This window comes from uncultured Brachyspira sp., from assembly GCF_910588665.1.
Taxonomy (GTDB): Bacteria; Spirochaetota; Brachyspiria; order Brachyspirales; family Brachyspiraceae; genus Brachyspira.
Window position 1 is genome coordinate 19,213 of the sequence record NZ_CAJUPR010000005.1, and the last position, 17,517, is coordinate 36,729.

Annotated in this window: 11 protein-coding genes; 5 read left to right on the forward strand and 6 right to left on the reverse strand. The window is 29.4% G+C overall.

From position 1 onward, the window contains the following. Positions 1-111: 111 nt before the first annotated feature. The 4 genes from QZ306_RS04810 to QZ306_RS04825 are packed head-to-tail and all read left to right on the forward strand — an operon-like array spanning position 112 to position 5,153. Positions 112-825, forward strand: a complete 714-nt coding sequence (locus QZ306_RS04810; RefSeq protein WP_295161713.1) for a tetratricopeptide repeat protein — start codon at positions 112-114, stop codon at positions 823-825. Next, positions 822-2,069: a DNA-processing protein DprA gene (dprA, locus tag QZ306_RS04815; RefSeq protein WP_295161715.1), complete on the forward strand. Its 1,248-nt coding sequence runs from the start codon at positions 822-824 to the stop codon at positions 2,067-2,069. The genes QZ306_RS04810 and dprA overlap by 4 nt, the downstream gene beginning before the upstream one ends. Positions 2,070-2,109: 40 nt before the next feature. Continuing rightward, positions 2,110-4,254, forward strand: a complete 2,145-nt coding sequence (topA, locus tag QZ306_RS04820) for a type I DNA topoisomerase (RefSeq protein WP_295161717.1) — start codon at positions 2,110-2,112, stop codon at positions 4,252-4,254. Next, positions 4,200-5,153 carry an N-acetylmuramoyl-L-alanine amidase gene (locus tag QZ306_RS04825; protein WP_295161719.1) on the forward strand — a complete coding sequence of 318 codons (954 nt, stop codon included), beginning with the start codon at positions 4,200-4,202 and terminating at the stop codon, positions 5,151-5,153. Before topA ends, QZ306_RS04825 begins: the two co-directional genes overlap by 55 nt. A 6-nt stretch (positions 5,154-5,159) precedes the next feature. On the opposite strand, the gene polA is transcribed toward QZ306_RS04825, so the two are convergent. The 6 genes from polA to QZ306_RS04855 all read right to left on the reverse strand — a co-directional run bounded on the left by polA (position 5,160) and on the right by QZ306_RS04855 (position 15,079). Beyond that, the gene (polA, locus tag QZ306_RS04830) at positions 5,160-7,910 is read right to left on the reverse strand and encodes a DNA polymerase I (RefSeq protein WP_295161721.1); all 2,751 of its coding nucleotides are present in this window, start codon (positions 7,908-7,910) and stop codon (positions 5,160-5,162) included. Positions 7,911-8,010: 100 nt separating this feature from the next. Next, the gene (locus QZ306_RS04835) at positions 8,011-8,454 is read right to left on the reverse strand and encodes a DUF2752 domain-containing protein (protein WP_295161723.1); all 444 of its coding nucleotides are present in this window, start codon (positions 8,452-8,454) and stop codon (positions 8,011-8,013) included. 29 nt (positions 8,455-8,483) lie between these two features. After that, entirely contained in the window at positions 8,484-8,837 is a 354-nt protein-coding gene (locus QZ306_RS04840) for a rod-binding protein (RefSeq protein WP_295161725.1), read from the reverse strand. A gap of 101 nt (positions 8,838-8,938) precedes the next feature. Beyond that, entirely contained in the window at positions 8,939-11,833 is a 2,895-nt protein-coding gene (locus QZ306_RS04845) for a methyl-accepting chemotaxis protein (protein WP_295161727.1), read from the reverse strand. A gap of 80 nt (positions 11,834-11,913) precedes the next feature. Then, positions 11,914-13,533: a murein biosynthesis integral membrane protein MurJ gene (murJ, locus tag QZ306_RS04850; protein ID WP_295161729.1), complete on the reverse strand. Its 1,620-nt coding sequence runs from the start codon at positions 13,531-13,533 to the stop codon at positions 11,914-11,916. Between the two features lie 28 nt (positions 13,534-13,561). Beyond that, the gene (locus tag QZ306_RS04855) at positions 13,562-15,079 is read right to left on the reverse strand and encodes a bifunctional UDP-sugar hydrolase/5'-nucleotidase (protein WP_295161730.1); all 1,518 of its coding nucleotides are present in this window, start codon (positions 15,077-15,079) and stop codon (positions 13,562-13,564) included. Positions 15,080-15,446: 367 nt separating this feature from the next. Between QZ306_RS04855 and QZ306_RS04860 the strand changes: the two genes are divergently transcribed. Next, positions 15,447-17,396: a methyl-accepting chemotaxis protein gene (locus tag QZ306_RS04860; protein ID WP_295161732.1), complete on the forward strand. Its 1,950-nt coding sequence runs from the start codon at positions 15,447-15,449 to the stop codon at positions 17,394-17,396. Positions 17,397-17,517: the final 121 nt, after the last annotated feature.

The window sequence follows — 17,517 nt, forward strand, 5'->3', positions numbered from 1 at the left end:
TATTTTATATAAAAAATACTATTCGTTTATATTACTTCCAATATTTTTATTAATAATTTTCTTTACTTTTTTGCATTATATTGTATATATTATAATTATAAGGAAAAGCTGATGAGAGATATTTTTAAATATTGCGTATTAATACTTTTTTTTATATCTGCGGTTTCATGCAGCAGACAGGTATTTGTAAACAGGTTTAATTTAAACAGAGCTTATAATTTATATGAAAAAGGAAAAAATGAAGAAGATGATAAATCTCTCCTTGAAATAACATCAGTATACAATGATATTATAAATCAGAAAATATATGCTCAGGACAGATTAGCCTCAGTTTACAGAATATTAGGAGAAAGAAGTTTGATAAAAGAGCAGTATGCATATTCAGCTAAATATTTCTCTGAAGCATTAAAGATACTGCCGAACAGCCCTTATTTAAGATACGGACTTGGAATATCCTATGCTAATTTGGCTGAAAGCGCAGATACATACGCTAAGACGACTAATTTTATTTATAGAGCAGAAAGCAATATATCGTTTGCGATAATCAAAGATCCTAATAATGCAAATTACTATGCAGCTTTGGCATCATTAAAAGGCATAAGGCAGGAAGATTATGATACTGCATTTGAAAATATAAAAAAAGCTGTGGAGATAAGTCCGAATAATACAGATTATTTATTTATATTAGCCAGAATACAATACAGCAGAGGAAATTATAATGAAGCTATAGCGGCATACAGAAAAATAATAAATATAACTGATGAAAATAATATAAAGCAAACAGCATTAAATAATATTAATCAAATTATAGGAAGGCAGAATTGAGCGGTATTAATGATATAAAAAAATATTTGATAGCCCTAAATCAAATTGATAAAGTGGGAGATAAGAGAATATCTGAACTTATCAGTCACTATGAATCTGTAGAAAATATTTTTGAAGATAAAGAAGATAATATAAAAAAACTATTAGAAAAAAAATTCAAATCTCAAATAGGAAATTTCAGCAAAAATGATATATTAGATAAAGCGGAAAGTATAATTGAAAAATCAAATAATTATGAAATAGGAATATTAAGTTTATTTGATGAAGACTATCCTTTTAACTTAAAGCAAATAGATAATCCTCCGTATATACTGTATTATAAAGGAGATTTAAAAAAGTTAAGAAGAAATGCGGTTGCGATAGTAGGTACAAGAGAACCTACCTATGAAAGTCGAAAATATTCTTTTGAGCTTGCCAGTAAATTATCATCTTTAAATATAACAGTTGTATCAGGAATGGCGAAAGGAGTAGACAGAGAAGTGCATCTTGGCGCTATGTCATCGCATGTAAATACAGCAGCCGTTTTGGGAAGCGGTATAGATCATGTTTATCCTTCTGAGAATTTGCAGATATATAATAAATTAATAGAAAAAGGAATAATAGTAAGCGAGTTTGAAGCAGGAAGAAAGCCTGACAGAATAAACTTCCCAAGAAGAAACAGAATAATATCGGGACTTTCTTATGCAGTTGTTATGGTGGAAGCTGCAAGCAAGTCAGGAGCTTTAATTACCGTTAATTATGCGCTTAATCAGGGAAGAGATGTTTATATAGCACCTTATGATGAAAAAAAAAGATGTTATTTCGGCAATCATAAGTTATATAAAGACGGCGCAAAAATAGCTTATAATATCATAGACATACTGGAGGATTTTGATTCTATATTTTCAAATGATGACGAATATGTAAAAATGAAATTAAAATACTTTGAAGGCGGAGATATAAAATCAAAAATAATAAATAAAGAAAAAAAATATACAGATAAAAAAATAAAAAATAAATCTGAAATAAAAAACAATAAATCAGGTAGAAAAGAAAAAAATATTGATAATAATCTTATTAACAATCTGAAGGAAGATGAAGCCGTACTTTATAATATTATAAAAAATAAAGATAAAATACATATAGATGATGTCATAGATGAAAGCAATATAAAAGTACAAACCGTAACTTCTATACTTATGCAGTTGGAAATAAAAGGAATAATAAAGCAGTTATCTGGAAAATATTATATGGCGGAAAAGTAATATATAACTATCAGGATTATCTACAAAAGGAGATTTAATAATGTCTAATGCGGCAGAAGAAAAAGTAAAAAAAAAGCGGGAAAAAAATACTAAAAAATATTCTAAAAAGAAAAAACTTGTTATAGTGGAATCTCCTGCAAAAGCAAAAACAATTAACAGATATTTAGGACCCGATTATCTTGTAATGTCTTCAATGGGACATTTAATAGATTTGCCCAGAAGCAGGCTTGCCATAGATGTAAACAACGGCTTCGAACCTGAATATATAACTATAAGAGGAAGAGCTAAAATATTAAATGATTTAAAAAAAGAGGCAAAAAAAGCGGAAGAAGTTTTATTAGCCGCTGACGATGACAGAGAGGGAGAAAGCATAGCTTGGCATATAGGAAATAAAATCAGAGGCATAAACTCTGCTGTGCCTATAAAAAGAATAGTCTTTCATGAGATAACTAAAGATGCACTTAAGGAAGCTATTGAAGAGCCAAGAGATATAGATATTTCAAAAGTAAATGCACAAAAGGCTAGAAGGGTATTAGACAGACTTATCGGATACAATTTAAGTCCTCTGCTTTGGGAGAAAATTAAAAGAGGGCTTTCCGCAGGAAGAGTGCAAAATGTTGCACTTCTTATAATATGCAATAGAGAAGGCGAAATTGAGACTTTTGTTTCTTCTGAATATTGGACTTTCGGAGTATTCTTAAAGCATAAAAATAAAGAGTTTTCAGCTGATTTGCAGAAATATAAAGGAGAAAAACCAGATTTAAAAACAAAGCATGATGTTGAAGATATAATGGAGCATCTTAAAGATAAAACCTATATTGTTTCAGCAATAGAGATAAAAGACAGATTAAGAAATCCTACAGCTCCATACACCACAAGTAAACTGCAGCAGGCGGCAAGCAGCGTACTCGGATACAGTGCTTCAAAAACTATGCAGGTGGCTCAGTCTTTATATGAAGGCGTTGATATAGCAGGAGAGGCAACGGGATTAATAACCTATATGCGTACCGACAGCGTGAGAATATCAGCAGCCGCACAGGAACAAGCGAGAGAGTTTATAGGCAGGGAATACGGAGAAAATTATCTTCCTTCGGAGCCTCCAGTATATTCTGTAAAAAAGAATGCTCAGGACGCCCATGAAGCTATAAGACCTACTAATGTATTTTTAATCCCTGATAATATTAAAGAATATTTAAAAACGGATCAATATAAATTATATAAGCTTATATGGGAGAGATTTGTATCGTCTCAGATGCTTCCCGCAAAAATGAAAAATACAAGAGCCGTAATAACTGCAGGAGACTGCGAGTTTTCATTATCCTCGTCAAAAATAGAATTCGACGGATTTATGAAAGTTCTTACAATAGATAAAGAAGCTAAAGAAAAAGCATCAAAAATGCCTAATTTATCAAAAGATGATGTCTGCGAGTTTATAGAAAATAATCCTCAGCAGCATTTCACAACGCCTCCCCCAAGATATACTGATGCATCACTGGTTAAAATACTGGAAGAATCGGGAATAGGAAGACCTTCCACTTATGCCCCTATTATTAAAACAATCATATCAAGGCATTATGTGCAGAGAAAAGGCAAGCAGTTAGTTCCTACAGAATTAGGAAAACTTGTTAATGAACTTATAAGCGAAAATTTTCCAGAATTGGTTAATATTAACTTTACAGCCGACATGGAGGGTAAACTTGATAAAATAGAAGACGATAATATAGAATGGAATAATATATTAAAAGAATTCTACCCTCATTTTTTGGATACATTGAAAACGGCTGCTGAAAATATCAACAACATGAAAGATTTTTTCAATGAAGAAACGGATTTTATATGCGAGAAATGCGGCAAAAAGATGATTAAGCGTCTTGGAAGATACGGTTATTTTATTGCCTGTTCAGGATTTCCTGAATGCAAAAATACTAAAGGAATATCTTTCGGGATTTGTCCTAAATGCGGAGGCGACATCACTTTAAAGCGCTCAAAAAGAGGAAGGGAGTTTTACGGATGTTCCAATTATCCTAAATGCGATTTTGTAAGCTGGGATAAACCTATTCAAGAGCCTTGTCCTAAATGCGGGGGGCTTATGATTGAAAAGAATATTAAAAACAAAGGATTATTTAAGGTTTGCATCAAGGAAGATTGCGGTTACTTGCAGGAAATAGAAGAAAGCGAAGAATAAAGTTATTTTTCATTACTTTGGTATTACTTCTGTTTAATACTTATTTTTTATATGGCCAGAATAATGATAAAGTAAATCTTGATAATTTAAATATAAAAATAGAAGACTTAAAAAATGCTTTTAATCCTGCCGTAAATAAATTTGGTGAAAAAACCATATCTGTTATAATAATAGATCCCGGACATGGAGGAAAAGATCCGGGAGCTGTAGGAGTAAATAAATTATTTGAAAAAAACATAGTGCTTAATTTTTCATTAGAATTAAAAAAAGAGCTGGAAGAGTTGATGCCTAATATAAAAGTTGTGCTTACAAGAACAGGAGACATATATCCTACTCTTGAAGAGCGTTTTGAAATAGCAAATAAAACCGCAAAAATAAATACAGATAAAGCTGAAAATGCTTTGTTCATAAGCGTGCATGCAAATGCATCATTCAGTCCAAATGCTAAAGGATTTGAGGCTTATTTTGTAAGCGCTCAGGAATCAAGCGAATATGCAAGAGCAGTATCAATGCTTGAAAATGAAGCTTTGGTAAAATTTGATAATATAGATACTTCAAAATATGAAAACAGCTCATCTCAGATAACACATAATTATATGCTGGTGGAACAGTACATAAAAGAAAGCAAATTATTAGCAGAATTCATTACCGAAGAAGTGCTTAAAGTTTCAGGCGTTGCAAGAAGGACGCATCCTGTACAAAACGCTTTATTTTATGTTTTAAAAGGTGCAGTTATGCCTTCCGTTTTAATAGAGATAGGATTTATTACAAATACTGATGATGCTAAGTTTATGAACACCAAAGAAACAAGACTTAAAATGGTAAAAGCGTCGGCAAAAGGAATAAAAAAATATATAGAGCTTTTTGAAAAAACAGAAGGCTTTATAAAATCATATTAAACTTCTTTAATGAACTTCTCCCCAGCTTCCGCCTTTATGTATATCAACGGTTATAGGGACATTGGTTTTTACAGAATGCTCCATTATCTCCTTCATTATTATCATAGCCCTATCAGCTTCTTCTTCGGATACTTCAACTACCAATTCATCATGAACCTGCATAACTATTTTAGCAGTTTTGAAATGATTTTTAAACTCTTTATGTATGGCAACCATAGCTACTTTTATCATATCGGCTGCGCTTCCCTGAATAAGAGTATTTAAAGCCATTCTCTCGGCTTCATTTCTAGCCATAGCATTGGAAGAATTTATAGTTTTTGACAAATCCCTAATTCTTCCAAGCATAGTCTGTACATATCCTTTGCTTCTCACTTCCTCAACAACTTCTTCGCAAAACGGTTTTACCTTTGCATAAGTTGAAAAATATCCTTTTATAAAATCCTCAGCCTCTTTTCTTTTTATTCCTAATTCTTTTGACAATCCGAATGCCGTTTTACCGTAAATAATAGAAAAATTTATTATTTTTGCAATATTTCTCATTGAAGCAGTTACATGATCTTTGCTTACTGAATATATTTTCATTGCCGTTTTTCTGTGAATATCGTCATTATTTTTAAATGCATCCGACAATATTGGATCATTGCTGAAATGAGCTAATAATCTTAATTCTATCTGAGAGTAGTCTGCGGCTATAAGCAAATTTCCTTTTTCCGCTATAAATGTATTTCTTATGTCTCTACCTTCTTCTCCCCTTACAGGTATATTCTGCAAATTAGGCTCAGATGATGATAAACGCCCTGTCGCTGTTACAGTCTGATTAAAAGATGCATGTATCCTTCCTGTTTTTTCATTTATTAAAGAAGGAAACACATCAAGATAAGTATTTTTTAACTTTGAATATTTTCTGTATTTAAGCATATACTCTGCTATTTTATAATTCTGCGACAATTCGGTTAATACTTCCTCATCGGTAGAAAATCCTGTTTTAGTTTTTTTAGTAGGAGGTATTCCTTTCTTTTCAAATAAAATATATTCAAGCTGCTTCGGAGACTGAAGATTAAACTCCTCCCCAGCTTCCGAATATATTTTTAATTTAATTTTTTCTAAAAGAGAAGAATATTCATCGGATAATGACTTCATTTTTTCTCCGCTTATATATACTCCGTCAAACTCCATATCTGCAAGAACGCTTACTAAAGGCATTTCTATATTAAAAAATAATTCTTCAAGATTATGAGTTTTTAATAAAGGCGCAAAGTATTCATAAAATCTGAATGTTATATCTGCATCTTCGCATGCATATTCCGCAACATCTTTTAAAGGCACATCTAATAAAGTTTTTTTAGAATTATCGGTTATATCGCTGTACTTGATAGTATTGTATGAAAGATAAGCTATAGCTAAATCGTCCATATTATATCTTCCTCTTGTGGGATTAATCAGATATGCGGCAACCATAGTGTCAAAATATATATTTCCGAAACTTTTATTAACAGCCCTAGCCATCTTATATTCATATTTAAGATTATGACCTATAATTTTTATATCTTCTTCAGACAATATATCAAATACATAATTTAAGCACTTTTCTTTATTCATATCCGTTCTTCCGCTTAAATCCAAATAAAAAGCTTCATTAGATTTTATTGCAAAAGAAATACCTATAATAGAGTTTTTAAATATATCAAGTCCCGTAGTTTCAAAGTCTATGCATACCAATTTTTTGCTTTTAATATCATTTAAAAGATTCTGAAGTTCTATTTCATTTTCTATTAAATAGTAGTCTGCTTTATTATCTTTAGCACTTAATATCGGGCTTTCTTCTTTTTTAATATCTGAATTATCCGATATTTTTACTTTATCCGCTTTTCTTGAGGAAGTTCCGTATATATAAAAATTAATTTTATCTCTAATCTGATTTAATTCTAATTCATCTAATATTTTATTAACTTCCTCAATATTTATTTTACTGTCCGCTATCTTACCATAATCTAAATTAAAATCTTTTATATTTCTTTCTATAGTGGCAAGCTTATAGCTCATATATGCACTTTCTTTTGATTCTAATAATTTTTCCTGAAGTTTTCCTTTAATAGAATCAATATTTTCATATATACCGTCTAAAGTTTTATATTCCTCAAGAAGCTTTAAAGCTGTTTTTTCTCCTACACCTTTTACTCCCGGTATATTATCTGAAGAATCTCCCATCAATGCAAGCAAATCTATTATTTGATTTGGATAAACTCCCCTTTTCTCTTTAACCATTTCTATATCATACTCCATAAGCTCATTATCTTTATTGCTTGCAATCACTCTCACATCATCGCATACAAGCTGAAGCATATCTTTATCAGGAGAATAAATAATAGTTTTTATATTTTCCTTTTTATTTTTCTCAGCAATAGTACCTACAATATCGTCAGCCTCATAATTATCAATCACTATTCTTGATATTCCTAAAGCGTCTATAAGATTATAAAGCATTGGAATCTGGCTTCTTAAGTCATCAGGCATGCTTTCTCTATTCTCTTTATACTCTTTATATATTTCATTTCTGAAAGTTTTTCTGGAGCTGTCCAAAGCTATGGCGACATATTCTGCAGAATAGGTATTGATAAGCGAAAAATAAGTCCTCATAAAACCGTTAATAGATGAAACATTCTGACCTTTAGAGTTTATAAGAGGTCTTTTCAAAAAAATAAAATGGTATCTGTAAAGTATACCGAATGCGTCAATAATAAGAAATGTTTTTTTCATAATGGCAACATTATACTATTTTATATAAAATAAGTAAATATTAAATTACTATCTGTAAAATACCTATCTTAAATAATTAATAGCTTAAAAAATATAAAAACTATTTAATAATATTATTAATAATTTTAAATATAATATAAAAATTACTGTTATAATTATATGTAAAAGGCTCTTTATTAGGAAATAATAGTATAAATCTTATTATATATACTATTATAAAAATTAACAGCATGCCTATTATAATATAGTTATTATTGTATATATACTGCGCTATTTTAAATTTTTTCTTAAAAATTATAAGTAAAAATATAAAAATAGGAAATACAAATAAAGGATGATAATAAAATGCTTTTTTAAAATTAAGCTTAAAAGCTTCCGTATATGCTCTTGTCATACCGCAGCTTGGACAAGGAAAGCCTGTGGTATTTTTCATTAAACATAATCCGCCTAACTGTATAAAATATCTATCCGTATTATTACTTCCGTCATAATTCATAAAAAGCATCATAAAAGATATTAATACAAGTTTTAATATTTTAATCATAAAATTAAACTATTATGCATGAATTACAATTAAATATATCTTTCCATTTGATTGTATATGATATCGGCAAGCCCGAAAGTTTTTGTTTTTGAAAACTCTTTAGCGTACTCATCATAAAGCATATCTTCAAATATACGCTCAGCCATTCCTCCGTCTGCTAAACCGCTTTTATCAACTGTCTTTCTCATTTCTTTAAGCATTTGATTAATCATCAAAGCTTCAAAATCTTCAGAAACTTGCCTCAAACGCTTTTTTTCAAATTCTTTGTCATATTTTGCACTGTCTATGGTAAACTCAGCATTGCCGTAGCGTTTTTTTACATTTTGAAGTTTATTAAAACCGGCATTGTTCATACTAAAATTATATTTGTCAGTTATATTCATAATATATCCTGTTTTAAATAAAAAATATCTTTAAATAATATCGGAAATAATCATAATTCTATTAATAATAAAAGTTAATATAAAAACTTTTATAGCTTAAATTACCAAGTTACTATATACTCGGTATAAATATAGCCTTTGCTTATTGATTTAGTCATTCTAACTTTAGAACCATTAGGGTATTTAAATCTGAATATATTTTTTATCATTTCATCATAATAGGTTTCTATCATAGAGTCGTAATTAGGGAAATAATGCAAATGATAAATTATACGCCTTTTCTCTGCTTTAACCACCTCTATATTTATATTTTTGAACATCTTATTATTGAAATTAACAAATATATTAGCTAAAGCATTTCTTTTAGCAATTTTTATAAATATTTTTTTGAATACGCCAAACTTTTTAAAATCAAATCTTGCTTTTTCTCTTATACCTTCTCTTGCACCGTCATAAAACTCATCCATTATTGAAGTCATAGGAATAAAACAGGAAGAAGATAAAGGATACTTCTTTCGAAATTTTGTATTCTTAGCATTTTCAAATATATTCCTGCATTCATCTGGCATTTGCTCCAAAAGTTTTTGGAATTTTTCTTTTCCGAATACAGATATGACAAATTTATAAATACTTTGAACAAATACATGTCTGCTGTAAGCTCTGTCTCCCTCATTTATAATTTTAATTTTCTCTTTTATAACATCTTCAAAATCTTTTATAACATAATCCGACATTTCTTTTCCCAGCATATCCACAGAATCTCTTGCAACATTAGAAAGCTGCTCTATCTCTTTTATAAGACCAAATACATTTCCTATCTGCTTGCCCATATCCTGAATTTTAGATACTATATCATCAGTATTCTCTGATACAAGCTTCATAGCCTCATCATTTTTCTTAGAGAAATCGGAAAGATTTATCAAATCATCTTTAGCTAATGATATTCTGCTATGCAAATTTGTATATTGTTCTTTAATATCTTTAATAATATTATATAAACTTTCTATGGAGATGCTTATTTCTTTTGTAGAATCATATTTTTCATCTGCAACTTTTTTTACTTTAGTCATAGTATTAACAAAGTTCTGCATTTTTATAAGCATATCCCCAGTTGAAATTATTCTCTCCGTCATAATAGACATAATTTGATTCATTTCTTTTTCTATATCTCTTAATATCTTCCATGCTTTTTCGGACTGCAAATTTGTAGTGGTGGCTAATTTTCTTATCTCTTCAGCAACAACAGCGAATCCCTTGCCCTGTTCTCCTGCATGCGCAGCCTCAATAGCGGCATTCATCGCAAGCATATTAGTCTGCTGAGATATGTCTATAGTAGAGTTTACAAAATCTGTAATGCCTCTTATGGAATTTATTAATGATTTTGTAATATTTTCGGTTTTTAATATCTTTTCTTTACCATCTTCCGTCAAAGATACAATATATTCAGACTCTTCCTTAGCCTTTCCAACAGAAACAGAAACCTCCTGCATATCTTTTTGCATAGCCATAGTTAACGAATTAATCTGATTTATACTTACAGACTGGTTGTCAATTTTACCTTGAAGATTATTTGTCATATCATTAATAGAAATTAATTCGGATAAGCTTGAAGCTATAATTTTATATATTTCCAAATTACTGCTTTCCACATGCTTAAATTCAGTTTGCTGAGATGATATATTATCCACTATTATGCCAACTGTTTCTATCATATCTCCTGCAGTTTTGGATATGTCTGTCATTTTATCTTTTAAAGCTTCATTTTGTTCCTTTGACACTTTAAGATTTTTTGATACGCTTGAAAATACATGCTGAACCATATCAAAGAATATTCTTATCCAAGTGCTTAAATATCCTAAAGAATCTCTGGAATTAATCTTTGTTACATTTAAAAATATATTATTATTAAATACACCCTGTTCTAATTCCTGAGATATTTTATCTAAAGGCTTTAAGGATATAGGTATAGCTATATTCAATACTATTATTATGGCAATTATAGCGAATATTAATATAAAAAATATGGTTCTGTTTGTAGCTGTAAGTACACTGTGAAAAAAAGTTGTAGGCACATACATAAATATATTATAATAACCTATTTCAAACTGTTTAAAAAACAAAGTGTAGTTATTTTCTCCAACCTGATAATTTTCTCTTATTCTTGTATTAGTATAGAAAGCTGTACTTTCTACAGCATTATTAATCCATTCCATCTCACTTAAATCACTTAATATATAATTAGGATCATCATAATAAACTATTTTTTCATTTCTTGAATCAAATATAACAGTATTAAAAGGTCCGGTTTTAACTATATTTGTAAGCATTTCATAAACTATATCTAAAGAAACATCTGACAGAGCAACCCCTATAAGATTATCATTGATAGTGGAATATATGGGAGAAGAGAAAGAAATAACTCTCTGAGGTCCGTCAATATTTTTTAAATACGGTGCAGTATAATAAATACTTTTAGGTCTTTTAGCTTCTCTGTTCCAATTGTATGGAAGCGCTAAAGAATAAAACTCTTCGGAAATATAATTATCCTGAACGGTTTCAATTTTAGGATGCATATTTCCAGTATTGCCTACATCATAAAGATATAAAGAGTGAATTCCTCTCATATATGTATTATCAGCTATAATATCAGGTTCAAAATATATGCCGTTTGCTATAATATGATGCAAAGCTGTCTGCGATTTATGAAATCTATAAATGGTTTTTCTAAGATTTGTTGCAACATCAGTAACAGCTCCTGTTGAATATAAATCATAAGATACTGTGGCTATATCCGATAAAGAAACTGTGCCGACGCTTGTTGAAGAAAATATATTATCAAAAGCGGAGTATATATCATAAAAATAATTCTGAGAAACATTCATTGCGGATTCATATAACGCATTCTTATTAGTTTTAGTATTTATAAAAACTGTTGGTGATAATGCTAAAATTATAACTATTACAACTAATAAAAGTATCTTATTTTTCAGACTCATAAAAAAACCTTATTATTTATTAAAAAAATTATTACTTAAGTTATCGGATATTTTTCTATTATTATTAAGAATGATACATATTATTTTTTTGCGAACTTTCTTAGAAATCTTCCAGTAAACATATTAATAAAAGATAAAAAATCATCATTTCTTAATATTATATTCATTAAAGAATAAAAAACCGCTCCTAATATTATTATTATAAAAACTTTAAATATAAAAAATATTTTTAAATCATATTGATAAGGCAGCAAATAATATTTAATTCCGTAAACAGCCGCAGCCATAAAAATACTGGATATTAATGTTTTAACAACTTCTATTTTATTATTTATTATAGAGCTTAAAGCCATTCTTTTCATAAGTAATACATATAGTATACAAAAAGATGTAATATTTGCAACAACGCTTGATATAGATATTCCTATAATATCAAATTTAAATATGTATACACATAGATAATTACTTACTGCATTAATGATAAAAGCAAAAAAAGCTGTATAAACAGGAGTTTTCATATCCTTCATAGCATAAAATGACTGTACAAGTATTCTATAACTAGCCGTAAAGAAAAGCGATACAGATAAATATTTTAAAGCGCTTGATACCAAATAAGTAGAGTTTGAAGAAAAAGCTCCGTATTCAAATATCATTCTCACTATTTCTTTACCCATTACTATAAATCCGAAAGTTGCGGGAATAGTAACCAATGCCACAAGTCTTAAAGAATATGATAAAGTTTCAGCGGCTTCATATTTTTTCCCATCGGTTATGAGCCTGCTTAAAGATGGAAGCATTACGGTTGCCACGCTCACTGCAAAAACTCCCAAAACAAATTCATGCATCCTAGTTGCAAAAGTAACAGCAGAAACCCTGCCCTCTCCGATAGCTCCTGCAAATGCGGTAGATACAAGTAAATTAATCTGATATATGCTTGCACCCAAAATACCGGGAGCAAATAATTTTATCATCTTTATAACATAAGCCTCTTTAAAATTAAAATACGGCTTAAAACTAAAACCCTGCCTATATACAAAAGGCATTTGATATATAAATTGCACAAACCCGCCTAAAAGTACGGAAACAGCAAACACATAGGACATATTATTAAAAAAATTCGGCAAAAAGAAATAAAAAAACAATGACATAGATATAATTACTGTATTTAAAAGTATGGGACTTGCAGCTGATATTGAATAGTATCCTCTTATATTGAGAACCCCCTGCATTAAAGCCGCTAAAGATATGAATAACAAATACGGAAACATTATCCTTGATAAGTCGCTTGCAAGATTAAGAGCTTCTATATTGTCGTATGCAGATTTATACAGTATCCTCACTAATAAAGGAGATGCCGCTATACCAATGCATACTGCAGCTATAAGTATTAATCCGAGCAATGTAAATACAGCTCTAAAAAACTTTTTTGATTCTTCCTTTCCCTTTTCTTTTTCAAGCTCGGTGAATACGGGTATAAAGCTTGCAACCATATTACCCTCGGCAAATAAGCGTCTCAAAAGATTAGGAAGCATAAACCCTATTGCAAAAGCATCGGCTATGAATGCCGTTCCTAATAATGCCGCCTGTATCTGATCTCTTACCAGCCCGAACATTCTGCTTACAGTTGTTACAAGCGACATTTTTAATGAGGATTTGGCTATTTTTTCTCTGCTTAACATTTTATTAAAATTTTCAGACATACTTACTTTAATTATAAACTAAAAATAATTATTTAAATATTATACGCTCTGAGCTGTCTATAGCGCTTTCAGGAACATTTTTATATTCTTTTAATCTTTTTATTATTAAATCTCTTATATCCAATCCTGTATGTATAATATTCTCTCCATACTGAAATAAAGGTTTTCCATCATCATCAATATATTTTTCGCCTCCGTTAAATATATAATCTGCGGCGGCAACCACATATTTATCATTATCATTTAAAAGTTTTCCTTTTATATAGGATTGCGAAAGTTTTCCGTTACTGTCATAACTGATAATACAGTCTTTTGATACCTGCAGAAATCCTCCCTCGCCTCTTTTTGAAGCGGATAATTCCAATATATTTTTTAAATCTTTACCTCTTAAAGTAGCAAGTATTATTAAATTATCAAAAGGAAAAAACTCATATATATTTCCCAATGTAACTTTTCCTTTTGGAAGAAAGCCTCTCAAAGAACCTGAATTGATTAATGCTATATCAATACCGTTTTGAGATGATGCCGTTATATCGGATACAAAATTTCCTAAAGGAGCGGATTTATTTCTTATATTTTCATCGCTTAATTCATAAGGAAGCATAGCTATTTCAACATTAAATTCTTTATCAGCTTTAATCTGCATATCATCTATTTTAGAAAGTATATATTCATCTTCTTTTACAGATTCATCTAATCTTGTAAGTTTATAATTAGGATGAGAATATTTTCCGTTTTTAAATATCATATCGATTGTGCCTATATATTCTCCGTATTCTCCCGCCTGAACTATAGTTGTACTGCCTATAATTACAGGTTTTTCTAATAATGTATGACTATGTCCTCCTATTATAATATTAAAAGTATTCGGAATTTTTTCAGCTATTTTTTTATCGGTATCAAAACCTGCATGGCTGAGCAGAATTGTAATCTCATTAGTAGTATTCAGAGGAGTCTCTTTTAAAAGATTTTCTAAAGAAGAAATTTCATCTTCTATATAAACATAATCAAGTCCCTGTATTATATTCATTTTTTCGCTTTGCAAAACGCCTATTACGGCAACATTTATTGCATTAATATTTGTTACTATATACGGAAGCACATAATTTTCATCTGTACCTATAATTTTAACATTGCATGCTATTGTAGGAAAATTTCTGCCTGCTATAATCTTATTTAACTGCTCTATTCCAAAATCGAACTCATGATTTCCAAGAGAAGATACCTGAACTCCTATATCATTCATAATTTCAACTTCGTCCATACCCTGATAAACAATAGAAAATATACTTCCAGCTATGGTATCTCCTGCGTGCATTACTATAACATTTTCATTTTCTTTTTTAATATTATCAATAAAAGTTTTTCTTCTTGCAGCTCCGCCATATGCATCTGCAGAACCGTCTTCTTTTGAGACTTTTACAAATTCTTTATTTTTAGAATGAGTATCATTAATATGAACTATTGTAAAAACTTTTTTTTCATTATCAGAACATGATAAAATTAAAATTGAAATTAAAATAATTAATATATATAAGTTTTTCATTCTAATATCCTAAACTATAATAAGTTTAATAATACAGTAATAACTTTTAAAGTCAATAATTTAAAATTTGACTAAAATATAAATAGGTTTATGATATTATAGAATAATTAAAAAAGTATAAATAGCATAATTATGAGTAATGAAGCAGTATTTAATAATGATTCAAAATGTATGCACAACATTAACATTATTTATTATATATTTTAAAAAATTACTTAAAAACAAAACTAAACTAATTATAAACAATTTAAATATAAAATACATAATATTATAATTTATTAGCTTGAAAATATATATTAAATTAACTATACTATATTTTATAATATTTAAGTTATATATGAAATGCAGTTAATAAGGGTTTTTGTTCATGTTTAAAAAATTAAGTCTTCAAGTAAAAATCAGCCTTGCAATACTCCTGCCGCTGTTAATAATGATATTAATATCAAATATAGTTAATATTATTTATGTTCAGGGTATAAACCAAAAACTATCTTATAAAATTTTACAGGAGACGGCAAGAGGAGAAGGAAGCCAATTAAGCACAGTTGTAAAAGAAGACTTATATCTGATAACAGGTCTTAAATATACATTAGAAAATATGTATAATTTAGGAAATCGGAACAGAAAATACTACGAAGATGCCGTAAAACTTTTTTTTAATATACTTCCTGAAACTGCAGTAGGTTGTATGATAGCCTTTGAACCAGACATATTAGGCAATGATATAAACTATATTGATGATTATCCTTTAAATAAAGGCAGGCAGACTTATTATATATCAAGATATTTCGACAACTCTATACATGAAAGGGAATTAACAAGCGAAGATATAAGTTCGGAATATTATACGGAGCCAATAAGAAAACAAAAAGAGCATTTATCAGGAGTATACAGTTTTAATTTAGGAAACAATAATTTAGTAAAAATGTATGCTTGGTCTGTACCTATAATGCATCAGAATAAACCTATAGCTGTAATAACTGCATATATAAAAATAGAAACGCTTAATGAAACTATGAAATTAATAAAGCCGTTTCAAAAATCGGAAGGTCTTTTATTTGATCATAACGGAAATATATTATATGATGAAAATGCAGGTAATATTTCAAAAAATATATACAGCATATACCCTAAATATAAAGAGCATCAGGTACTTGAAAATGTATCTAAAGGAAATACAGCATCGTTTACCGATTACACAGAATATTATAAAGAAAACGCCACATACTTTTTTACGCCTATAGAAATGGCGGAAGGGAAGTATTGGATACTTGAATTAATGGTTGCTAATTCCTCTATATTCGGGTATAGTAATGCAGCCAGAAATACTATGATTATAATATCTTTATTAATTATGATAGTAGCTTCTATTATGATACCTTATACTATAAGAGCAAAAGTTACAAAAATAATAGGATATATAGCAAGAGATATAACAAAAATATCTGAAGGAGATATATCTTTTAAAATAAGCAGAAAATTCTTAAATATGAATGATGAATGGGGAGATATAGGAAACGGATTGGAAAATACATTAAGCAGTTTAAATAAAGTTGTCTCATCAGTCAAAAATTCTGCAGAGCATGTATCTTCCGCAGCTAATCAGGTTTTAGCAGGAAATAACGATTTATCAGTAAGAACAGAATCGCAGGCGTCCAGTTTAGAGGAAACTGCTGCATCAATGAATGAGATGTCAAGCTCAATTAAAGAATCGGCAAATGGGGTGGAGCTTGGAGCTTCTATGGTGTCAGAGGCAAAAGAATATTTAAATAAGGCTGGTATTATAGTTGAAGATGGTGTAAATAGAATGAATGATGTACATGAAGCAAGCACTAAGATAATGGATATTACAAAACTTATAGAAAATATTGCTTTTCAAACTAATATACTTGCATTGAACGCTTCGGTTGAAGCTGCAAGAGCGGGAGAGCAGGGAAGAGGATTTGCAGTTGTGGCAAGCGAGGTTAGAAATTTAGCTCAAAATACTCAGGAATCTGTAAAAAGCATAACATCTTTAATATCCGACAGTAATGAAAAAACTAATTTGGCATCTCAAAGTGTAAAAGAAACAAAAGAAATATTCGGAAACATATTTGTAAAAATGGATAATGCCTCCAATATAATGGATAAAATTAATACAGCTTCGCAGGAACAGCAAAGAGGAATAGAACAGGTCAATTCAGCTATTACAAATATGGATTCTTCTGTACAAAAAAATGCATCCTTAGTAGAAGAGGCAGCTTCATCTTCCCAATCTCTTTTTGATGAAGCTAATAAATTAATAAAAGTTATAGAATATTTTAAATTAAGAAATTAAAATATATACCAATTATTACATATTTTTTGATAATATATAGCTGGATAAATACAATGTTAAACAAATACCGTATACTAGTAATTATAATCATTCTGTCAGCAGTATCATGCGTAAAAGGCGG